A 20,768-nucleotide genomic window follows, 5' to 3' on the forward strand; every position below is an offset into this window, starting at 1 on the left:
GATACGAAATACTGCGCGCCGCCGCGCTTGGCGCCGCGCTCCCTGTGGAGGCACGCAGTGGTCTTAGCATCCTTCTGCATCGCGGCATGTGGGCCTGGGTTAGCGCGATCTTGCGTGCGCCGGGCTGGTCCCCACCCGCGGCTTCGCCGCCTGTCGCCAGGCTGCCTATCGCAGACGAAACGTCCGAGCGACGCACAATCATCCACTTGCTCGCCGCCATCGTGATGGCGGCCCCTGAACGGAGAACAGCATGAATGAAAAGCTCAAGGTCCAATCGCATCATCTCGAGCGGAGCGCTTACCTCTACATCCGACAGTCATCGATGCGACAGGTCATGGAGAATGTCGAAAGCACCAAGCGTCAATACGATCTTCGTGGTCGCGCGATCGGGCTTGGATGGCACGACGACCAGATCACCGTCATCGACAGCGACCAGGGCGAATCCGGCGCTTCAGCGGCGTGGCGCGAAGGCTTCCAGCGCTTGGTGTCCGATGTCGGCATGGGGCGCGCGGGGATCGTCATGGGCCTGGAAGTATCTCGCCTCGCCAGAAACAACGCGGACTGGCATCGGCTGCTGGAGATCTGCGCTTTGGCCGACACGCTCATTCTCGACGAAGATGGCGTCTACGATCCGGCCAACTTCAATGACCGGCTTCTGCTGGGCCTCAAGGGCACGATGAGCGAGGCCGAGTTGCACGTTATCAAAGCCCGGTTGCGCGGTGGCATTCTCAACAAAGCACGCCGCGGCGAATATCGCTGTCCCCTTCCGACCGGCTTCATTTACAATGAGGTTGGCGGTGTGGTCCTTGATCCAGACGCTCAGATCCGGGAGATGATCACCCACTTCTTCGAGACGTTCTCGCGGGTCGGGTCGGCTACGCAGACCGTCAAGGCGTTTGCCAGGGAAGGTCTGCTCTTCCCATCCCGGTTCCGCAACAGCAAGCGGGTGGTCTTCCAACCGCTGACCACATCGGCGGCCTTACGCACGCTGCACAATCCTCGCTACGCGGGCGTCTATGCCTATGGTCAGTGTCTTTACCGCAGAACCGTCGACGGAAAGAAACAGTTCCGCAAGCGGGAGCCCAATGAATGGCTCGCATGCATCCCGGACGCCCATCCCGGCTATATCAGTTGGGAGCAGTTCCAGCACAACCTCAAGGCGCTCGAGACCAATGGCCTAGGCTACCAGACCGCGCGCGTCTCGCCACCGCGCGAAGGCGCGGCTTTGTTGCAGGGTCGCGTCATATGCGGGCGGTGTGGCTGTCACATGAGGGCCCGTTACGTCACCCGGCGCGGCCAGGTGGACACTTGGTACGTCTGCAGCCGCGCCTACGTCTCTCGGGGTGAGCCTCACTGCCAGTCGATCGCAGGCTGGCCCGTCGACGCGGCGATCGGTGAACTGATCGCCGCGGAAATGACGCCCGCCGCCGTGGAGTTAGCTCTGGAGATCCGAAAAGAGATCGAAGCGCGCTATGACGAAGCGGACAAACTCCGGCTCCGTGCCGTCGAACGCGCCCAAATCGATGCCGATCTTGCACAGCGGCGGTTTATGCTGGTCGATCCGAACAACCGCCTGGTTGCCGACACCGTTGAACGCGAATGGAACGACAAACTGCGCATGCTGTCTGATCTACGAGAAGAAAGAGTGAGTGCTCTGCGCGAAGACCGAGCGACTACGATGCAATCCGCGATCGATTGATCGCCATGACGGCCGACTTCAAAACGGTCTGGCGCGACCCCACCTTGCCGAACCGAGAACGCAAGCGGCTCCTTGCCTATCTCGTCGAAGACGTCACATTGCTCAAGTTCCAGGCCGAGGGAGAGACCCGGATACACATCCGCTTCAGAGGCGGAAAGACCGAAACATTGATCACTCAGAACTCGAAAACCTCCGCACAGCAGGTAAAGACCCGGCCCGAGGTGGTGGAATTGGTCGACAAGCTTCTCGACGATCATATCTGCGCTGAAATCGCCGACATCCTGAATGCAAGGGGAATCCGCCCCGGCGGCTCAGCGCGGCGCGGCAAGGCTGACGCCCAGTTCAGCGACTTGCGCGTCATCTATCTCGTCAAGCAATATGGTCTGCGCTCGCGCTACGACCGGCTGCGCGAGCGGGGAATGCTGACAAAAGCAGAAGCCTGCGCAAAACTTGGAATCACCGAATGCACCCTGGTCAGATGGGCGAAATACGGCATCGTGAAAAGACATGCCTACAACGGTTATATCGGCCTCTATGAACTGCCAGGACCGCACGTCCCAGCCAAACAGTGCAGCCGATGGAACCAGCTTGCCCATCGGGCAGATGCCATCCGCCGACTCAACTCCTCAAAATGCTCCGATCTCAAGGAAAGGGCCGAAGTATGAAGCCAGTTAGTTGGTGAACAGGCAGAACCCCTGGTCGTCATGCGCCAGAATCTTGATGATATGACCCTTGCGTCTACGGAAGTAGAAGATCGCGCCGGTATGCGGTTAGGTGGCGCGCCACCTAACCGCATTTATGCATCGGGTGAGATTTTGTGGCGGAGCCGTCCTGGCGCCAGCCGGGGTCTGCCAAATCTGGCATCCTCCGCCACATAATGTTTTAGCTTAGATGCTGTTCAGCAGTTGCAGAACGGCATCAGTGGGCCGGAAGCGCGCCCCGTAATTGCCCTCGATGCCCGCCTTTTCGAGTCCGTTGCGCATCATCTCGACATCCGCGGCGGCATAGCGGTGGGTGGTGGCGACCTATGCGTGCCCGAGCCAGGCTTGAATCGTCAAAAGATCCACGCCGGACTGGAGAAGCTTCATGGCGAGGGAGTGCCGGAAGATGTGTGGCGATATGGGCTTTTCGGCCAAGTCCGGCCTAATGGCCACTGCCTTGGCCGCCGCTCGTCGTACGATGTGGGTCGCCCCGGAGCGCGTCAGGCGCTCATTGTGGGCGCCGACAAAGATCGGTCGTGGTTCGTGGTTGGCGATTCCGCGTTCGCGCAACAAGGCCGCCAGCGCTCTCGCCAGATCCTGAGGAACGGGGATGGCGCGATCTCTGCGCCCCTTACCGTGCAACAGTACCTGCGAACGCGGGCGTTCCAAGTCGTCAGCATTGACACCGATGGCTTCGGAGACCCGCGCGCCGGTCCGCGCCAGGAACAGCAGAAACGCGCGGTCGCGCCGACCACGGGGCGTCCTCTGATCGGGCGCCGCAATGATTGCGTCCACTTCTGCGTTGGTGAGGTGGCGCGTCACCTCAATGTGCGCCCGTTTTGTGGGAATCGTCAGCACGCGTTGCGCGACACCAAAGGACGCCGGGTCGGCCGCTGCCACATGGTGGAAGAAAGATCGTATCGCAGCTAGTCGGGCATTGCGCGTGGCGACGGTGTTGTTCCGCTTCTCCTCGAGTTCGTCGAGAAAGGCGAGAACGAGGTCTCGATCGAGATCTTCGAGCACCAACGCCGCCGGCCTCTTCCGCAACCTGGCGGCGGCAAAGAGGATCAGCATGCGCAAGGCGTCGCGATAGCTCGCGACAGTCGCGGGAGTGGCGTTGCGCTGCTTGGTCAAGCGCCGGCGAAAGTAGGATTCCAGGAGCGGCGCGAGGAGCAGATGTTCGCTCATGCTGCACCTCCATCGAGGAAAGCGCGCTCCGCCGCAATGGCGAGAAGATCCGCAGAGCCAGTGAGGTAGTAGGCCGTGTCGCTGTACCTGGCGTGGCCGAGGTAAGTGGCAAGCAAAGGCAGCAGCGCCTGAACGTTGGCGCGCTGTTCGTGCCAGAGGCTAAGACGGGTCACGGCGAACCGGTGCCTGAGATCGTGCGGTCTCAAAGGCTTGCCGTCATCAAGGCCGGCGAGCTTGCGGACCTTAGCGAAAGCGCTTTGCAGGCCGCTCGCCGACAGACGGTTGCCTCGAGAGCTGAGAAAGAAGGCCTGGTCCTTGGCGTGGGAAAAGCGGCGTCACGCTCACGGGCATAGTGGCGAAGGGCAGCCTGGGTCGTCGTGTGAACTGGAACGAGACGGTCCTTGCGGAACTTCGTCTTCCGAACCAGAAGAACCCCGCCGGTCAGATCGACGTCGGAACGATCAAGCCTGCCACTTCGCCAGATCGCAGTCCCGAGCTTGCCAACAATCCGATCAGCGTTGCCATCGTCCGCCCCCTGAGAGGGATGCCTGGCGAAATGCGCGCACCTGCGTCGATGAATCGCTGAGGATCCGCGGCGGCGGAATCGCCCTGGACCTGGGAAAGACTCTACGCTCCAAGGTCTCCGTTTGGGCGTCATAGACGGCGAGATACTCGTAGAATCGGCGGAGCACGCCGTGACGAGTGGTGCGGCTGTTGGCGGCGCCGCCGAACGCCAGGACGAAGTCCAGCGCCATCGTCCGGGTGGCGGGCGCATGGAACTGAGCGCGTTCAACGTAGCGGGCGAAAGCCCGCAACGTGCCAGCTTGTTTGCTGAAAGAGTAGCCGAGCGAGTGGCGCAGTTCGATGTAACGCTCGACCTTCTCGCCGAGGAATCGGGCGAAGGCGGTCATGCCGCGCCTCCCGGAAAGGGGAGTGCGACCTCGGCGAGTTGCGAGGCCGCAACCTTCACCTACAGCGCCGTTGTGTTGATGCTCCGGTGGCCAAGAAGATCGGCGACCTCGTTGATCGGCCTTCGCTGCCTGACGAGCTGGGGTGGCAAGGCTGTGGCGCAGGAGATGCGCACCTGCGACCCGCCCGAGTTCGACCCCGCCATGCCGCAACCGCTTCCGCACGATCCTCGAAACAGGCGACGCGCACTTGAACGGCCCCAGCGGCGGCGCGAAGGACAGGAACAGATACGGACTATCCACCTTCGGTCGAGCGCGCAGGATGTAATCGGCGAGTGCGGCGCCGGTCTCCTCGAGGAGTGGTACCACCCGATCACGCTTGCCCTTGGTGCGCCGGACAAAAACCTCGCCAGCTCGCCAGTCGATATCCTGGAGCTGAATGGCTCGTAGCTCGCCGTTGCGAATGCCCGTGGTGGCGAGCAGCAGCAGGACGGCTCGATCGCGGATGTCGACCGGCGTCGTTGCGCCGATCGCATCGATCGCCTGCCGAACGTCATCCCATGCAAGGCGCGGCGGCAAATGTGCCAAACGCCAAGAGGGCGTCCTTGGGACAACGCGGGCGAAATCTTGGCGATGGTGGCCAGCCCAATACAAAAACCGAAGAAATGTTCGAATGTGAGAAGTCGCTGCCGTGCGGCTGCTGGAGGTCGCCGATAGTGACAGCCGATGCTCGAAAGCAGCAAGGACCTGCTCAGCCGTCAACGCCTCGAGATCCTGGCCGAGATGGTAATGGCGGAACCAATCCAGAAAGCGGCGGCCGCCCAGAAGAACGCCTTCGCGGGTCTTCGGCTCCAGGCCCCGCACCCTGCGCAGATAGTCCGAAAAGGAAGCCAGAAGCGGAGCATCCGGGTCAGCATCCACACTGGGAACGGAAGCAATGAACCGCTCCGGAGCCACTCGCAGTGCGTGTGCCAGCGCCGACACTGCTCCAATGCGTGGACAATCCGTCATAAACGTGGACAAATAGCTATCGATGACATCTTGATGGATCGGCATCGGACCAGAGCGCGTCGCGGCAAACTGGCTAAAGCGCGCAATCCGGCTCAGGTAAATCTTGGCGGACGCTCGCTTATAACCGAGCGTGAAAAAATGCTCCGCGAAGCGATCCATCTCGCCGCCGAGCGCACCGCTACGCAGGCGCTTGAGTACCCCACGATACGAAAAATAGAACTCGAGCATATTGCCCCTCCAGCATTGCGGCGCAGGGGGATCCCGCGTCCGTCAGAGAGGCATGAAAATTATGTGGCGGAGGATTCCAGATTTGGCAGACCCCGGCTGGCGCCAGGACGGCTTCGCCACAAAATCTCACCCGATGCATAAGTGCGGGTCGAGCGCGAGCACCTGCTGCACCATCCGCGCCAGGCTGTTGATCCCGCGACGCATATCGGTCGCGCCGCAGCACAGGTAAATCCGGTCTGTCGGCACCACCGTGATCACCTGGTCAACTCCGCCAGGACGATGCGCAGTGCTGTCGGATCGACGATCCCGTCAATCCGCAATCGCGTGCCGCTCGGAAAGACCACCACGATCCTGCCGGCCGGGTCCGGGCAATCGGCGACGGGGCGTTCGACACCGGGCAGATCGCTCACGTTGATGCGTGCGAAGGTCGCTATTGCCTGATCAGCTGGCGGAGTGAAGTTGGTCTCCTTGAACCTCACTTATGGATACCGCGCGACAATCTTGCGCAGCTCTTCGATGATTGTCGCTTTCTCCACGCCGATCTGTACGCGAATGTCAGCCTCAAGACGGCATTAGGTCGGCATCGTTGACCTTCAGTCCGCCCGTCACCACGCCGATGTTTGAGGGTTACCTTCGGCACGATTTCGGCGAGCGCCCCTGCCCCATGCCTGATCGACAGCAGGCGCCGTCGGAATATCCTCGAAAGACCCTCGCTAAACCTCGAAAAGCTTCCGCGGCATATTGGTCAATACTTCGACGCCGGATTCAGTTACACGGAATGTTTCGCTAATGACATATCCAAAATCGTCCTCCATCCAGTTACCCAGCATCAGATGGAATGTCATGTTCGGCTTGAGCTCTGTCTTGTCTACCTCGTTGAGGCTAGCGGGGTGGTCAACCCAATCAATGCCTACGGAGTAGCCACATCGGGTGTCCTTCTTTAGACCCAGTTTCTCAATCGTGCGATAGAATGCTCCGGCGACGTCGCTGCAGGTGGCCCCTGGCCGGACTGTGTTCAGCGCGTCCTCCAGACCGGCAAGGTGTGCCTCGTGTCGGCAAAGCAGACGATCGGAGGGGCGCCAACTGAGAAGGTGCGCATGAGCGGGACGACGTAGCCATGGCGGACGCCGGTAACTTCAAGATTGATTTGCGAACCATCGCGAATAGTGTCCTCGCTCCAGGGAATGTGGGCCGCACCCGTGCGAGGCGAGGAGCAGAAGAAGAGAGGACCTATCGGCGGGAAGCCCGTGCCGGGGTGCCCTTTGGCACCACGCACCTGCGTCGCCACGATCTCTGCGACAACATCAGTTTCACGCGCCCCAGGCCGTATCAATTCTGTTGCACGCATCATCGCGGCATCGGCGATAGCCGCAGCCTCCTTCATAACAGAGATCTCGAAATCCGACTTGATGAGCCGGACCCCGTTTACCGCTTTCTTGGAATTCACTATCGTCGCTTCCGGCAGTAGCTTCTTGAACTTCTCTGCCGTTTCCGCGGATATTTGATTTAATTCGAGCCCCACGACACCGTTTGCCAGCCCAGCTTCATGGAGAAAGTCAATCACCGCGTCGTAACCATCAATGTCAGGGGTGGCCACCCGGTTTCTGGAGAAACGATCAGGTTATCGCGCTCCAGGTAAGTCTGATAGATGGCTGCCGCAAAATCCGCGCGTCGCACGATGAACGTCGGTTCCTCTTTGCGAATTGAAATCACAAGGCCTTGTGGCCCGGAATGCCGGACGATCGAACCCGTAAGATAAGCAATGTTTGCCAAGCTGGATACGACAAGCGCCTCGATGTCCTGACGCACCATTCCGACTTTACTGCTGCAAGCCTTCGGAGGTACTCTGCTTGCGGGAACGTCTGCGGTCCTTTGCTGAGTGTCATGGTCCAACACTCTATGTAGGTTGGCCACTAGGGACGTTAAGATACAGGCAACACCCCAAGCGTCAGCTTGCACAGGTCCGTAATGTCGTAAATGGGGAGCCGTGTACTACTGCGCAGGGCGTTTGCAACGACTGGAAGCCCCGTGCATTCGAATAGTAGCATCCCGATCGCGGGATGCTTAGCGCGGAGTTGGGCGATGCAATTAGCGACTTCCTGCTCAATCGTATCGATGCTGGTTCGTACGAACGGACGCGCAATCGCGTTACGCACGTACTCACCGCCTTCGATCCCGCCTACAACGACTCTTGCTCGATGTGCAGGATTGTCGATACCGAACAGGTCTTCACTGCAGTGTTTTGAGTCTGCCGTTATGACGGCAAGCTTTTGGTCAGGCGCCAGTTGTTGCAGCAATGCCGGAATTAGGAGCAGGCTTGACATCGCCACGGGCACGTTCACTGCCGCGGACACTGCCGCCTGATGCCTTATTAGGAAGCCACAGTCAGAAGTGATCACGCCAGCGCCTCGTTCGACCAATCTCTGAGCAGCTGCCACACAAGCGCCCTCAAGCGATGGGTCACCGCGGATGACCGCCTCCGCCAATGCACCCTCCACCATCTCGGTAACAATCGGTCGGTCGAAGGTCGCTGGGTTCAGTAGGGAGTGTTCCCGCGGAACAATTGAAGGACCATCCGGAGGAAGTCCTTCGTCAAGCTCAAGAATGCCGAGGGCAGCACGTTCTTGCAAGGCCATGGATCAACCCCCTCGACTATTTGACGAACAGCTTGCGCGGCGTCATCGTCAAAGGCTCATAGCCAAGTTCGGTCACAGCAAAGCTTTGCGTGATGGTAATGCCGACATCGTTTGACCATAGGCCCGGCATCAGGTGAAATACCATACCTGGTTGAAGAACCGTTCTGTCGTCCTTTCGAATACTAGCTGTTCGCTCTCCGCCCGCTGGAGGAAATGCAACGCCCGTAGGATACCCGATTCTGCCTTCTTTTTCGACTCCATGGCGAGCCAGCGCTTCATGAAATGCGATGAACACCTCTGAACAGGTTCGCCCGGGTCGAACACTTTCAAGGCAGACGTTCAGGCCCTCTACGGCGATTTTTGACAGGTCTATAAATGCGGATGAGGGCGTGCCAACAACAATCGTGCGGGCGAGGAATACCGTGTAGCGGTGTCGGCATCCTGACAGCTCAAGATTAATCACGGTCGAATTCTGCACCGGCTGATCTGTCCAAACTGCATGAGGAGCAACAGAGCGCTCACCTATGCACAGAACTGGAGGGTAACAAGGATAATCACCTCCGAACTCAAGTGTGCCACATATTTGTTGTTGGTAGATAGCGGCAGCGATATCGCACTCGCGCACACCCACCTCAACCATATTATTCACACGCTGCATTGCCGTATCGGCAATCTGGCCAGCTTGATGCATGATCGCCAGTTCAGCCGGACTCTTAACGAGCCTGATCCACCCCACGAGCAGATCGGCATCCACAAACTCGGCGAGCGGGAGCGCCCGGACAAGATCTGCGTGTGCGCGAGCGGAGTAGTAGTATCCGCCCATCTCTACACCGATGCGGGCCTTTTCCCCGCCAATTTCCTTAACAATGTCGGCCATAGCGTCGTACGCCGAAAGCACGGGAGAATGCACATGCGACTCAGGATAGGCTCTAATGCTGTCATCACCAAGGTAGGTCGTCATTGTCGCCGAGATCCGGTCCATCAATCGCCCCACCCACATAGGCTCCTCGCGGTCGAGCGCCACGATCACCATTTGCGGAGTATAGTACGAATCCGAATTGTAGCCCGTGATATAGTTCTGGTTCGGCGGTTCGGATAAAAGCAGGACATCGATCCCGCGTTTTACCATTTCCTGTTTGACAGCCGACAAACGAGCCTTGAACTCGGCAACTGCAAAATACAATTCTTTCATCATGTCGATCTTCCATAAAAGATTATTACGAGCGACGAGATCAGTTCTTGGCTCGAGCAACTGTACTAAACTTGCTGAATTGTCGCCACTGTCGCCATAGATCGAAACTCATCGGCGCTCAGTTCGCCGACTTGCTCTAGCAACTTTGGCCATGCAGAAAGCCCTTCCGCCAACGAGGCTAACCGAAAAAATTCGTTGGGCGCATGAATATCCTCATCCGGTAGGGCAAACCCGAACGTCAGCGTCTGAACCCCGAGCAACTCTTGGAATATCGCTGTGATGGGTATGGTCGCCCCTAGCCGGACAAGAACCGCCTCTTGACCGGTCGCCTCATGCAGAACTTTTTTTGCCGCAACCACGAGTGGATGCCCGGTAGGCAAGTTGAAGGCACGGCTCCCCGTTTCCGGATTGTCGATCGAGAGCTCAACATCCGGGGGACAAACGGTGCGCAGATGAGCCTTCAGCGCGGCTGAGACCTGGTCAGGGTCCTGTCCGGGCACGATTCGCAATGACAGCTTAGCGTGGGCGGTACATGGGATCACTGTTTTGTAGCCGACCCCGGTGTAACCTCCCCACATTCCGTTTACGTCCAAGGCCGGTCGAAGCGTTAGCCGTTCACGCATCGAAAAGCCATGTTCGCCGTGGGCGTGGGCGCCTACGCTCTTGACGAAAGCGACCTCGTCGAAGAGAAATTTGGCCGTCTCCGCTCGGACATTTGCAGGGACTGGCGAGAGGGCTGTCAGCAATCCCGGAATTGCGATCGCGCCATCCTCGTCATGTAAAGAAGCGATGATCCTCGCCATCTCATGTGCGGCGTTCCGGACCGCGCCGCCGTAACGACCAGAATGAACGTCCTTGTCGGCCGTTCGAATTGAAATCTCAAATTCTACAATTCCGCGCGACCCGACATTGATCGTCGAAATTTCCGGGTGCGCTCGGGCGCCATCAGCGGATATCATTCCATCAGCCTGCAGCAAGTCGCCGTACCGCTCTACAATTGCGCGCAAACTAGGACTGTTGGTTTCCTCTTCCCCCTCCAAGAAAACCTTGACGTTCACGGGGCAGGCGCCTCGGACTTTCAGAAAGGCGTCGACAGTTTCGAGCGCTATTACAGTCGAGCCTTTGACGTCAGATGCACCGCGCGCGTAGAGCCGTCCGTTGCGGACGGTTGGTTCGAAAGGTGGAGTTACCCAAGTTTCTAGCGGGTCGGGGGGCTGAACATCATAATGTCCATAGATGAGCAAGGTCGGTTTTCCGGGCGCACCGTTCCAAGCTCCATAAACAGCGGGATGGCCGCCGCCATCGAGGAGCTGCACATCGCTGAGGCCCATGCGCTTCAGCCAGTTCACCAAAAATGTTTGCGCGTCGCGCATCCCTCCTAGGTAAGCGGGGTCTGTGCTTACGCTTGGTATCCGTAAGAAGTCGCAAAGGTTATCCAGAATCTCGTCCCGCCTACCGAGCAGGTAATGAACGATCGAATCTACATGCATGGTATTCTCCAAGTATTTTCACGTAACAAACACAATTTACTGCGGCAAATGCGAATCCCTAATCCCCTCGCCGTTAAGGCGCAGATCCTAAACCACAATTCGGCGAGCGCGAAAAATCACTAGGGCTTCAAGATCTGGCTGAGGAACAGCTTTGTTCTTGGGTGCTGAGGATTGGTGAAGAAGTCGTTTGGGGCGCCCTCTTCGACGATTAGCCCGGCGTCCATGAAGATGACGCGGTCGGCAACGGATCGTGCGAAGCCCATCTCGTGGGTGACGCAAACCATTGTCATGCCGTCGCGCGCGAGACTGGTCATGGTTTCGAGCACTTCCGATACCATTTCCGGATCAAGCGATGAGGTGGGTTCATCGAAGAGCATGACGGCGGGCTCCATGCAGAGGGAACGGGCAATTGCGACGCGCTGCTGCTGTCCTCCGGAAAGCTGACCGGGATATTTGTTCGCCTGCTCCGGTATGCGCACGCGCTCGAGGAATTTGAGCGCGAGCCTCTTTGCCTCGGTCTCTGGCACGCCCTTGATCCACATCGGAGCGGCCATGCAGTTCATAAGCACGGTCATGTGCGGGAAGAGATTGAAATGCTGGAACACCATGCCGACATTCTTGCGAACTGCAGCCAAGTCGCGCATCTGGCCGTGCAACCTGATCCCGTTGACGGTTATCTCGCCCTTTTGGTGTGCCTCAAGACGGTTGAAACAGCGAATCAGCGTCGACTTTCCCGATCCGGAGGGGCCGCAGATAACGACGCGTTCACCCTTTCGGACAGTGAGGCTGACGTCCGTCAATGCCCTGAAGGCGCCATACCACTTCGAGACGTTCCTAGCTTCGATGACTGCGTCGTTCAATTCCGCCTGCCTCCGGCTCGATGATTTACCATCAGGACTTGACCCTGGAAGCGGCCCATCGAGTGGCGCTTTTAGGGAGTTTTGCCAGTTCGGGCCGCGCTTGACTTGAATGCCGTCGACGGTCATCGTACCTTGCTCCTGGCAAAATAGCGCTCGATCCTGGATTGAATCAGCTCGAGGCAGACGGATAGAATCCAATAGATAATTGCCGCCGCTATCAGCATCTCCATGTGATGGAAGGTTGCCTGGCCAAGTGTGCGAGCAAGGAACGTCAGCTCCCACACGCCGAGAACCGAGACCAGCGAGCTATCCTTCAGCATCCCGATGAAAGTGTTTCCCATGGGGGGGATGATCACAGGAAGCGCTTGGGGCATGATGATCTTGCGCATCGTAAGCCCAAAGCCAAACCCTAATGATCGCGATGCTTCCCATTGGCCGCGGTCGATGCTTTGGATGCCGGCGCGGAAGATTTCCGTCATGTACGCGCCAACGCACAGCGAAAGCGCTAAAATACCTGATGGCACAGCATTTAGTATAATCCCCAACTGCGGTAGCCCGAGATAGATTAGATAAATCTGCATCAAAAGAGGCAGACCGCGAAAAAACGAAGTGTAAAAGGTAGCGATCCCGTAGGCAAAGCCATTGCTTGACAGTTTCGCTATGGCAGCAATTATTCCGATGGTTGACGCAAGGACGAGCGAAATGGCTGAAATATAGAGAGTTGTCACCACACCTTGAGTGATAAGGAATGGAAGATTGTGCCAAATGAAAGGCAGACTCAATTTAAAAACCGCGAAGAAGGCAAGGAACAGAATCAGAAGCTCTGCCCATACGATGGCGATTTGCACTTTCAGATGAGCAAAACCGATCAGTGCAATGTTAAGACAGAAAATTATCGCGATCACAAACGCGACTGCAAAACGGCCGTAAAGGCCGCTCTCCAGCGGATCGCCGATGACTGGCCGCATAAGCTCGCCGATGGTGGTGCCAGTGAGGTTGACCATAAAACAAGTCGAAAGCACGACTACAAAGACCGAGGCGATGAACAACGGCTTGTGGACGAGCACCTCCGATTCGACTGTATCCGCATAGAGCATCGACAAACCTTTCGAAAAGAAAGCGGTCCGGGCAAGGCCTGGACCGCTCCAGCTTCGCGACCTTTACTTGGCGGAGCGATCCACCCCGAACCACTTAATCGACAGTTTGGAGAGCGAGCCATCTTCCTTCATGCCCTGGACAATGGCCGCAATCTTGTCGCTCAATTGCTTGTCGCCCGGTAAAATTGCAATAGCTGCCGGCGTGTCGAATGCGACGCCGACCTCCTTAAGTGGGTAACCAGCCTTGATCGCATCCTGCACAAGCGAACCGTCACCAAGGACTGCATCAAGACGAACACCGTCGCCGAGGCGAAGATCATCGAACGCGACATTGCTGCTCGCATAGGTCTTCACCTCGCCTGGCTTGAACGGGTATTCAACTGGATTAGCACCAATCCAATCCGGAGCTAGTTTGTGATTGACATATTGCTCCGCCGCTGTACCTGAAGCAACGCCGACCACCTTGCCTTCCAGTTCGGAAAGCTTGGTTACCTTGCTATCCTTGTGAACGGCGCCCAGCACCTCATCATTAATGTAAACGGCCGGGAAATCGAATTTTTCAGCCCTGGCTTTGGTCGGCGTCATCCACGTGGTCATGTCCCAGCGGCCCTCCCACTTGCCTGCTGCAACGACGTCCCAGCTCGGCGTCACGAATTTTGCCTGCACGCCCAAGCCCTTCGCAATGCTCTTCACCACCTCGATGTCGTATCCATCGAGTTCGTGCTTGTCGTTCAAGAACGCCATCTTCCCCCAGTCAGTCCCGACCGCCGCGGTCAGCGTCTTGGTTTGGAGTACTTTATCGAGTACGGCCCCAGCATTGGCCGTAGCCGGAAGAGCCGCGGAGGCAACTGCGAGGGAGGCGGTCGCCGCTATAGTCGTTATCAGCTTGTTCATTTGACGTTCCCCTATGTTGTTGGGCCTGGTCTGGCGCGAGCCCATTCCCGCACCCGAAATGTGGAATTTGATGACCGGTCTGATCCACAGCAAAGTTTACCTCACCCTGACCTGTTATGCAACATATGTTTTCCAAATGACATATGTGACGCAAATGGATCATTCCGATATGCCTTGGATGGATGGTCTCGGGTGCTGCCCGAGGGGCAATGCACTACGCGGCGAAAAGATTCGCTTCAAAGACGGGGGTAATAACAGTCCTACCCGTCGAATCGAGCGAGACGACGGGCTGAACTACGAGTTGCGTCATCTTCAACGTCTGTCGCAGTGCTTGTGGCCTTCGCTTGGTTGGCGCAGGCTATCTCGATCCATCAACGCTGTAGTCAAGTGCGGCTTCCAGGGCATCGCCGAGACGTTCCACAATCGTATGGATCTGGCCTGCATTCACGATGAATGGGGGCGCCAGAAGGATATGGTCACCTTGCGCGCCGTCAATCGTACCGCCCATCGGATACACCATCAGTCCACGGGCCATGGCCTCTCGTTTCACGGCTGCGTGAACTTTACGCAAAGGGTCTAACGGCGATTTGTCCCCACGATCAGCAACGATTTCTATGCCACGGAAAAGGCCGCGTCCGCGGATGTCGCCGACATGTTGATGATTGTGGAAGCGCTCTCGAAGCTGACGGTTGAGCAATTCCCCCATCTGAACAACATTGTCGAGAAGCTGATGCTCTCGGATCACGTCCTGCACGGCAAGAGCGGCCGCCGCAGCCATCGGGTGCCCCATGTAGGTGTGGCCATGCTGGAAAAAGCCTGATCCGGCAGCGAAGGCGTCATAGATATGGTGTCCGAACAGCACGGCACCGATCGGCTGATAGCCACCACCCAGCCCCTTAGCAATCGCGACAATGTCCGGCACTATGCCTTCCTGTTCAAAGGCATGAAGAGACCCAGTCCGACCCATGCCGCACATGACCTCGTCCAGGATCAACAGAACGCCGTAGTGGTCACAAATCTCCCGGATTTTTTTAAAATAGCCCTCTACCGGCGGGACCGCCCCGGCCGTCGCGCCGACGACTGTTTCCGCGACAAACGCGATCACTTCATCTGGTCCGAGCTCGAGAAGTTTTGCCTCGAGTTCGTTAGCGACGCGCTCTCCGTACTGATACTCGCTTTCAGCGGCCAAGCGACCACGATAGGCATAGCACGGCGCAATGTGGTGGGTTTCGATAAGCAGCGGTTTGAACTGGGCTCGGCGCCGTTCATTGCCGCCGATCGCCAGCGCTCCCAGCGTATTGCCATGGTAGCTTTGGCGGCGGGCGATGATGTGCCTGCGCCTCCCTTCTCCCCTCTCTACGAAGTACTGGCGCGCCATTTTCAGTGCCGCCTCCATCGCTTCCGATCCCCCGCTGACGAGATAGACGAAGTCGATGCCATCTGGCGAATCGGCGACGAGGCGATCCGCCAGCCGTTCGGCGATTTCCGAGGTGAAGAAACCTGTATGAGCGTAGGCGAGCTTGTCGAGTTGGGCGTGCAACGCCGCCAACACCTCCGGATGACCATGACCCAGGCATGACACCGCGGCGCCACCGGAGGCGTCGATATATGCCTTGCCATCGGCGTCGAACAACTCGATTCCACGCCCGCCGATAGCCACCGGCAGGTCGGCATCAGTCGAGCGGTGCAAAATTCTGCTCATAATAGTCTCGTGTCTAAGTGGATGGCGGGAAGTCAGGGGGCCCTGCAAAAATCAGGCTCAGGACCTAGCCCAACGCTGTTGGTGACAGTAGCAAAATCGAGGCAGAGTGCAACGTATGTTTCACCGGAGATCTACATGCTCCGAGCGGATCGGAGATTACAGATGAAGCCATTTGACAAAGGAAGTCACCGCCCTTGAAATTGAGCGGGGCGCTTCTCAAGGAAGGCTTCGACTGCTTCAACATGGTCCTGTGTGTTGTGGCACATACCCTGAAATGCTGCGCAGAGGTCGAGGAAGTCAGGCAGGTCCAACCGCCGCGCTGCCTTCAGCAGCCGTTTTGCGAGTCGAAGTGCCTGAGGAGGTTTTCCTGCAATGTTTGCAGCAAGCTGCAGCGCTCGGGACTGCAATTCGGACGCCGCCGCGATCTCAATTACGATTCCTAGTCGCAGAGCCTCTTCGGCGCGCACCAGACGCCCGGTGAAGATCAACTCCGCCGCCCTTTGGGGACCGAGCAGATCCTGCAGAAACCAGGCACCGCCATCTCCGGGTATTATGCCAAGATTGATGAACGTGGAGCCAAATACCGCGCCCTCTGCTGCAATAAGGACGTCGCACATGGTCGCCAGATCGAAACCAGCACCGATTGCCGCGCCGTTGACTGCGGAAATAACGGGAACCTCCAGCCGGTGCATGGCAAGTGCAATTCGTTGAATGCCGCGGCGATAGCGTTCCTGCACCTCAAACACATCGCCGGCGAAGCTTCCTCTGCGCTCCCGCATGTCCTTGACGTTGCCGCCGGCGGAGAATGCCTTGCCAGCCCCCGTTATGACCAAAACCGAGACGGCCGCAGCGCCATTGATCCAGTCCACCGTCCGTACGATATCGTCGATCAGGGCTGTCCCGGTCAATTCGTTACGGACGTCGTCGCGGTCCAGCACGAGCATGGCGACACGGTCGCTAACCTCGAGTTTGGAGTCGATCAGTTTCGGTAGATCCGTCATGCCTCAATACCTTGCTTCAATATCGACCCTGCTGTGGAGGGCGCGGTGAGAAGAATGCGCACATCGAGCACGGTCAAACCGTCGGGATAGGCAAGGATGGGATTGAGGTCGAGTTCGTCGATCTCCGGGCAGATTTCAACGAAATCCGAAATACTCACCATCAAGTCTGCAAGCGCGTCTCGATCAACCGGCGCTCCCCCGCGCACGCCATCGAGAATCGCTTGCACCTTGATTTCTTCCAACATCGCAAAAGCATCATTGCGTGAGATCGGAAGCGCGCGGAACACTACATCGTTAAGAACTTCGACGAGGACTCCGCCCAGTCCGAACATTATCACGGGACCGTATGCTGCATCGCGCACGATGCCAACGATGACTTCAACGCCGCCCTTCGCCGCCATCGGACTGACAAGGACGCCGGCAACATTCGGATTGGTTACTGCAGCTTTGGCATTGGCGATAATCTCAAGGAAGCCCCGGTGCACCGATGCGACGTCGGCGACATCGAGTTTGACTCCGCCAGCCTCAGTCTTGTGCAGGATGTCGCGAGATACGATTTTCATGGCGACGGGCTTTGTGCCAAGACTTAGAAAAGCCTCTTCGGCCTCTTTTTCATCCCCAGCCAGCAACGCCGGAGCGAGATCCAGCCCGAAGCCGCGCAAGATGGCTCGCCCTTCGTGCTCCAAAACTACGCGCCTGCCCTCGGCTCTGCATCGCGCAAGAACCTGCTCAAAGATTCTGCCGTGCTGCGCTCGCTTTGGCGGCGACAATGCAATGGTGCGGTCCACCTCACCGCGCTCCGCTAAAGCTTGCATACATCGCACGGCCGTTTCCAAGGAGCTGTGCACTGGGATGCCTGCGCGGTGCATGTCCAAGAGTGGTACCGGCCGCTGATCTGCCTGAAGCGTACTGTACAGGCTGTGAACGACCACGGGCTTGCCGAACCGGCGTGGCATTGCACCGATCAGATTCGTGGCATCGATTTCTGCTGCGAGCAGGTCTTGAGAGAAACGGAGCGCGTAGCCGCCGTAGAGACCGGATATCAGAAGTCCATCCACCACCGGATCCTGCAACAGAATCTCGGCGCAAGCGGCGAAAACCGAGGGGTCCGAATCCGTGCCCCCGGCAACGTCGACAGGATTGATGACTGACGCGGACGCGGGAAGCATCTCCGTAAGCCGCCGACGCGTCTCTTCGCTCAGCGGAGCGAGCGCCAGTCCGCGCTCTGACAAGGCGTCGGCGGCAATTGTCGCGTGACCTCCGCCGTCCGCCAGAATGGCGAGGCGGCGCGAACGCAGGGGCGGCAACAGCGACAGCGCCTCCGCGATCGGCAGGATCTCATCGGACCGGTGTGCGAGAATCCCGCCGGCTTGCCTCAGCACAGCCTCGCTAACCGCATATTCGCCAGCCAAAGCACCGGTATGTGACTTTGCAGAACTCCGTCCGGCACTTGTCCGACCCGATTTGTAGATGACAACTGGTTTCTCTGGCGAGATCCCCCTCAAGGCGTTCAAAAAGCGACGGCCGTCTTTTAGTCCTTCAACGTAGGCGATCACTACGTTGGTGGTGGGATCGGCCGCAAAGTAGTCGAGGTACTCGTCAAACCTGATATCGGCCTCGTTACCTACCCCCACGTAAGTGCTCAAACCAATATGCCCGTTGGCTTGAGCTTCCGTGACGAGCGACAGGGCCATGTTGCCGGATTGGGACAAAAGGCCAATGCTACCCTTCCGCAAGTCCGAAAAGCCGACGAGATTGCAGGCTTTGTGAGTATTGAACATACCCGAGGTGTTTGGCCCGATGATCCTTACACCGCGCGCAGCGGCTAGCATTGCATCTTGGAGCTGGCTACCGTCGTGTCCGGCTTCCGCGAAGCCACCTGCCAGAACTATGGCACCGCGCACCCCTTTTGTGGCGCATTCGGCGATGACTAAAGCAACCGTAGCAGCGGGGGTACAGACCAGAGCAAGGTCGACAGGCCCCGGCAAGCTGCCCAGATCGGGTAGGCACCTGACGCCGCAGATTTCACTCTCCTTTGGGTTAATCGGATAGATTGCCCCGGCGTAGCCGTCATCGAGGAGTTTCCTCAGCGACCGGTATCCGCGCTTTGCCGGATTTTTGGATGCGCCGATAATCGCGATGGAGTTCGGGGATAGAATGTCGACCAATTCGCTCGACGCCATTTATTCCCCCCGGAAGACCGGCGAACGCTTCTCGGCGAAGGCGTCGACACCCTCCTGCCAATCGCGCGTCGTCGAACAAAACATCATGCCCTCAAGTTCTGCGGTAAGCGCAGAGTCAAACGTCCCGTGATCAGCCGAGACCAACTGCTGTTTGGCAAGCTGCATCGAGAATGGCGCCTTTTTTGACAGTTCACCTGCCAGAGTACGGACGCTCTCAGCGAAGTCCTCGTCAGGGATACAGCGTAGGGCCAAGCCGATCCGGACCGCTTCCGCCCCGTCGATCTGCCGTCCCAAGAAGGTCAGCTCACGCGCTTTTGCCAGGCCGACAAGTCTGGGAAGGAGATGCGTGACCCCACCACCGAGGAACGCGCCAAGGCCAATTTCGGGAAATCCGATCCGCGCCGATGCCGCCATGACCACAAAATCGCAAGCGAGAACCATCTCGGCACCGGCGCCGAGGGCAAAGCCGTTCACGGCGGCAATGACCAGCTTCGGATGTGAGACCAGACGTCTACACACCCTTTGTTCGCTCATCAGATACTGTCGCCTATCGAAGGACGTGCGACCAGCCTTGTGCTCCTTCAAATCGGCGCCCACACAAAATGCCCGGCCTTCTCCGGTCAGGACAATGACGCGCACGTTTTTGTCTCTTTCAGCCTGATCGAGAGCTGCCAAGACTTCGTCGTATAATTTCTGAACCACTGCGTTCAGGCGGTGCGGACGATTCAGACGAATTTCGGCGACATTGTCCTGGATTTCATAGGCAATTGTTTCAAACATCATGTCCTTCCTACAACCCGCTGGACGGGGTACTCATGGTTGCGGGCACGATAACAGAGGCGATTTGATTTGCAACATATGTTTCAACATTGCAAAAGTGACCTGCATGGATCATATTGGATTAGAGAAGGGTCGAGCCCCCCCCGGGGAGCTGCGTCTTTGGCGCCAACTCGGGTGAAGAGACACAATGGGCTCGGACGGGTGAAGAATGATCGAAATTGAACGGCCGACCGCAATTTGCGTAGCGCCCAATGGCGGCCGGCTAACCAAGGTTGACCATCCTTCGCTGCCGCTTGGACCGGCCGAACTGGCGCGGACGGCCCAAGAGTGCCTCGATGCGGGAGCATGCCTTATTCATGTCCATGTGCGCGATCAGGACGGCCGTCATGTCCTCGATGCGTCTGCATATCGAGTTGTCATTGACGCGATCGGCCGGGCCACTGGCGACAAAATGATCGTTCAGGTTACGAGCGAATCGCTTGGTCGCTACGCGCCGCAGGAACAGATTGCGGTCATAAAGGAAGCTCGGCCGGAGGCCGTTTCGCTGGCGCTGCGCGAATTAGTGCCAACGGAAGCTCATGAGACCGAGTTCGCGTCGTTCTTGTCTTGGCTCAAGACCGAATCGATTGTGCCGCAGATAATCCTCTATGATGCAGACGAGACATTGCGCCTGGACGAGTATCACCGCCGTGGTCTTGTTCCATGGAACCAGGTTCCGGTTCTTTTTGTGCTCGGACGTTACACCCCGGGCCAGAAATCGCGTCCCGCGGACCTGTTGCCGTACATCGACGCGGGCAAGCCCCGTTTCGCTCATTGGAGCGTTTGCGCCTTTGGCGCGCGCGAAGCCGCCTGCGTTACCGCGGCTGCCCTTCTCGGGGGGCATGTTCGCGTCGGTTTTGAGAACAATCGCCAACTCGTTGACGGGGCAATGGCCAAGTCCAACGTGGAGTTGGTCGCAGCTGTATCGAGAAGTCTGCTGGGACTTGGCCTCCGTAGAGCCAACGCAGCCGACCTGCGTCGCGCCTGGCAGCAACTGTAATCTTCCTCTTCTAGGGAAAGGCCGATCGAACGACAGTGCCTTCGACGCGTTCCTAAGGGAACTTTTTCGACAGCTACAAGGAGGCGGCGCCACAAAGGAAGCTCATGCCGAATCCGTGTCGCCTGCGTTTCATCGCGTCAAACCAGGTGGTTCGCCGCG

22 protein-coding genes are annotated in these 20,768 nt (G+C 58.2%); 3 read left to right on the forward strand and 19 right to left on the reverse strand.

The annotated features are described in order from the left end of the window. Positions 1-250: 250 nt before the first annotated feature. Both EB231_RS32615 and EB231_RS35385 read left to right on the forward strand, forming a co-directional pair. Positions 251-1,699 (forward strand): recombinase family protein, encoded by a 1,449-nt coding sequence (locus EB231_RS32615; protein ID WP_246740817.1) that lies wholly within the window; start codon positions 251-253, stop codon positions 1,697-1,699. 5 nt (positions 1,700-1,704) lie between these two features. Further along, complete coding sequence (locus tag EB231_RS35385; RefSeq protein ID WP_246740818.1) at positions 1,705-2,364, forward strand: hypothetical protein; 660 nt, start codon at positions 1,705-1,707, stop codon at positions 2,362-2,364. Positions 2,365-2,370: 6 nt separating this feature from the next. Here EB231_RS35385 and EB231_RS35795 read toward each other — a convergent pair whose 3' ends face one another. From EB231_RS35795 to EB231_RS32700, 19 genes are all read right to left on the reverse strand, one after another. Then, positions 2,371-2,454: a hypothetical protein gene (locus tag EB231_RS35795; RefSeq protein ID WP_172353126.1), complete on the reverse strand. Its 84-nt coding sequence runs from the start codon at positions 2,452-2,454 to the stop codon at positions 2,371-2,373. A gap of 270 nt (positions 2,455-2,724) precedes the next feature. Beyond that, entirely contained in the window at positions 2,725-3,588 is an 864-nt protein-coding gene (locus tag EB231_RS32625) for a tyrosine-type recombinase/integrase (protein ID WP_246740819.1), read from the reverse strand. Beyond that, a complete protein-coding gene (locus EB231_RS35390) occupies positions 3,585-3,866 on the reverse strand; it encodes a tyrosine-type recombinase/integrase (protein ID WP_340163219.1) in 282 nt (93 codons plus the stop codon). Before EB231_RS35390 ends, EB231_RS32625 begins: the two co-directional genes overlap by 4 nt. Before the next feature lie 234 nt (positions 3,867-4,100). After that, positions 4,101-5,735: a tyrosine-type recombinase/integrase gene (locus EB231_RS32635; protein WP_246740820.1), complete on the reverse strand. Its 1,635-nt coding sequence runs from the start codon at positions 5,733-5,735 to the stop codon at positions 4,101-4,103. Positions 5,736-5,861: 126 nt separating this feature from the next. Continuing rightward, positions 5,862-5,993, reverse strand: a complete 132-nt coding sequence (tnpB, locus tag EB231_RS32640) for an IS66 family insertion sequence element accessory protein TnpB (protein WP_172352422.1) — start codon at positions 5,991-5,993, stop codon at positions 5,862-5,864. Continuing rightward, entirely contained in the window at positions 5,990-6,214 is a 225-nt protein-coding gene (locus EB231_RS32645) for a hypothetical protein (RefSeq protein WP_246740821.1), read from the reverse strand. The genes tnpB and EB231_RS32645 overlap by 4 nt, the downstream gene beginning before the upstream one ends. A 234-nt stretch (positions 6,215-6,448) precedes the next feature. Next, on the reverse strand, positions 6,449-6,799 hold the full coding sequence (locus EB231_RS35655; protein WP_340163220.1) for a M24 family metallopeptidase: 351 nt from the start codon (positions 6,797-6,799) through the stop codon (positions 6,449-6,451). Further along, on the reverse strand, positions 6,751-7,332 hold the full coding sequence (locus EB231_RS35660) for a M24 family metallopeptidase (protein ID WP_340163195.1): 582 nt from the start codon (positions 7,330-7,332) through the stop codon (positions 6,751-6,753). Before EB231_RS35660 ends, EB231_RS35655 begins: the two co-directional genes overlap by 49 nt. Continuing rightward, complete coding sequence (locus tag EB231_RS35665) at positions 7,296-7,547, reverse strand: aminopeptidase P family N-terminal domain-containing protein (protein ID WP_340163196.1); 252 nt, start codon at positions 7,545-7,547, stop codon at positions 7,296-7,298. The genes EB231_RS35660 and EB231_RS35665 overlap by 37 nt, the downstream gene beginning before the upstream one ends. A 110-nt stretch (positions 7,548-7,657) precedes the next feature. After that, positions 7,658-8,371 carry a hypothetical protein gene (locus tag EB231_RS32655; protein ID WP_172352423.1) on the reverse strand — a complete coding sequence of 238 codons (714 nt, stop codon included), beginning with the start codon at positions 8,369-8,371 and terminating at the stop codon, positions 7,658-7,660. A gap of 16 nt (positions 8,372-8,387) precedes the next feature. Continuing rightward, complete coding sequence (locus EB231_RS32660; RefSeq protein ID WP_172352424.1) at positions 8,388-9,566, reverse strand: M24 family metallopeptidase; 1,179 nt, start codon at positions 9,564-9,566, stop codon at positions 8,388-8,390. 62 nt (positions 9,567-9,628) lie between these two features. Next, positions 9,629-11,053 (reverse strand): dipeptidase, encoded by a 1,425-nt coding sequence (locus EB231_RS32665; RefSeq protein WP_172352425.1) that lies wholly within the window; start codon positions 11,051-11,053, stop codon positions 9,629-9,631. A gap of 119 nt (positions 11,054-11,172) precedes the next feature. Further along, a complete protein-coding gene (locus EB231_RS32670; protein WP_246741048.1) occupies positions 11,173-11,913 on the reverse strand; it encodes an amino acid ABC transporter ATP-binding protein in 741 nt (246 codons plus the stop codon). A 122-nt stretch (positions 11,914-12,035) separates the two neighbouring features. Further along, positions 12,036-13,010, reverse strand: coding sequence for an amino acid ABC transporter permease (locus tag EB231_RS32675; protein WP_172352427.1), 975 nt, complete (start codon positions 13,008-13,010; stop codon positions 12,036-12,038). A gap of 63 nt (positions 13,011-13,073) precedes the next feature. Then, positions 13,074-13,904 (reverse strand): transporter substrate-binding domain-containing protein, encoded by an 831-nt coding sequence (locus EB231_RS32680; RefSeq protein ID WP_172352428.1) that lies wholly within the window; start codon positions 13,902-13,904, stop codon positions 13,074-13,076. 358 nt (positions 13,905-14,262) lie between these two features. Then, positions 14,263-15,606, reverse strand: coding sequence for an aspartate aminotransferase family protein (locus EB231_RS32685; protein ID WP_172352429.1), 1,344 nt, complete (start codon positions 15,604-15,606; stop codon positions 14,263-14,265). A gap of 185 nt (positions 15,607-15,791) precedes the next feature. Further along, positions 15,792-16,607, reverse strand: coding sequence for an enoyl-CoA hydratase-related protein (locus EB231_RS32690; protein ID WP_172352430.1), 816 nt, complete (start codon positions 16,605-16,607; stop codon positions 15,792-15,794). Next, entirely contained in the window at positions 16,604-18,790 is a 2,187-nt protein-coding gene (locus EB231_RS32695; protein WP_172352431.1) for an acetate--CoA ligase family protein, read from the reverse strand. The genes EB231_RS32690 and EB231_RS32695 overlap by 4 nt, the downstream gene beginning before the upstream one ends. After that, positions 18,791-19,570 (reverse strand): enoyl-CoA hydratase/isomerase family protein, encoded by a 780-nt coding sequence (locus tag EB231_RS32700; protein WP_206681882.1) that lies wholly within the window; start codon positions 19,568-19,570, stop codon positions 18,791-18,793. A gap of 208 nt (positions 19,571-19,778) precedes the next feature. Between EB231_RS32700 and EB231_RS32705 the strand changes: the two genes are divergently transcribed. Beyond that, positions 19,779-20,609, forward strand: a complete 831-nt coding sequence (locus EB231_RS32705; RefSeq protein WP_172352433.1) for a BKACE family enzyme — start codon at positions 19,779-19,781, stop codon at positions 20,607-20,609. Positions 20,610-20,768 lie beyond the last annotated feature (159 nt).

It is taken from the genome of Mesorhizobium sp. NZP2298 (assembly GCF_013170825.1).
Lineage (GTDB): Bacteria > Pseudomonadota > Alphaproteobacteria > Rhizobiales > Rhizobiaceae > Mesorhizobium.

Bases quoted from the DNA above. Each gene is read 5' to 3' on its own strand.
- EB231_RS32615 (WP_246740817.1), top strand. From the start codon at position 251: ATGAATGAAAAGCTCAAGGTCCAATCGCATCATCTCGAGCGGAGCGCT.
- EB231_RS35385 (WP_246740818.1), top strand. From the start codon at position 1,705: ATGACGGCCGACTTCAAAACGGTCTGGCGCGACCCCACCTTGCCGAAC.
- EB231_RS32625 (WP_246740819.1), bottom strand. From the start codon at position 3,588: ATGAGCGAACATCTGCTCCTCGCGCCGCTCCTGGAATCCTACTTTCGC.
- EB231_RS32635 (WP_246740820.1), bottom strand. From the start codon at position 5,735: ATGCTCGAGTTCTATTTTTCGTATCGTGGGGTACTCAAGCGCCTGCGT.
- EB231_RS35665 (WP_340163196.1), bottom strand. From the start codon at position 7,547: ATGGTGCGTCAGGACATCGAGGCGCTTGTCGTATCCAGCTTGGCAAAC.
- EB231_RS32655 (WP_172352423.1), bottom strand. From the start codon at position 8,371: ATGGCCTTGCAAGAACGTGCTGCCCTCGGCATTCTTGAGCTTGACGAA.
- EB231_RS32660 (WP_172352424.1), bottom strand. From the start codon at position 9,566: ATGATGAAAGAATTGTATTTTGCAGTTGCCGAGTTCAAGGCTCGTTTG.
- EB231_RS32665 (WP_172352425.1), bottom strand. From the start codon at position 11,053: ATGCATGTAGATTCGATCGTTCATTACCTGCTCGGTAGGCGGGACGAG.
- EB231_RS32675 (WP_172352427.1), bottom strand. From the start codon at position 13,010: ATGCTCTATGCGGATACAGTCGAATCGGAGGTGCTCGTCCACAAGCCG.
- EB231_RS32680 (WP_172352428.1), bottom strand. From the start codon at position 13,904: ATGAACAAGCTGATAACGACTATAGCGGCGACCGCCTCCCTCGCAGTT.
- EB231_RS32685 (WP_172352429.1), bottom strand. From the start codon at position 15,606: ATGAGCAGAATTTTGCACCGCTCGACTGATGCCGACCTGCCGGTGGCT.
- EB231_RS32690 (WP_172352430.1), bottom strand. From the start codon at position 16,607: ATGACGGATCTACCGAAACTGATCGACTCCAAACTCGAGGTTAGCGAC.
- EB231_RS32695 (WP_172352431.1), bottom strand. From the start codon at position 18,790: ATGGCGTCGAGCGAATTGGTCGACATTCTATCCCCGAACTCCATCGCG.
- EB231_RS32700 (WP_206681882.1), bottom strand. From the start codon at position 19,570: ATGTTTGAAACAATTGCCTATGAAATCCAGGACAATGTCGCCGAAATT.
- EB231_RS32705 (WP_172352433.1), top strand. From the start codon at position 19,779: ATGATCGAAATTGAACGGCCGACCGCAATTTGCGTAGCGCCCAATGGC.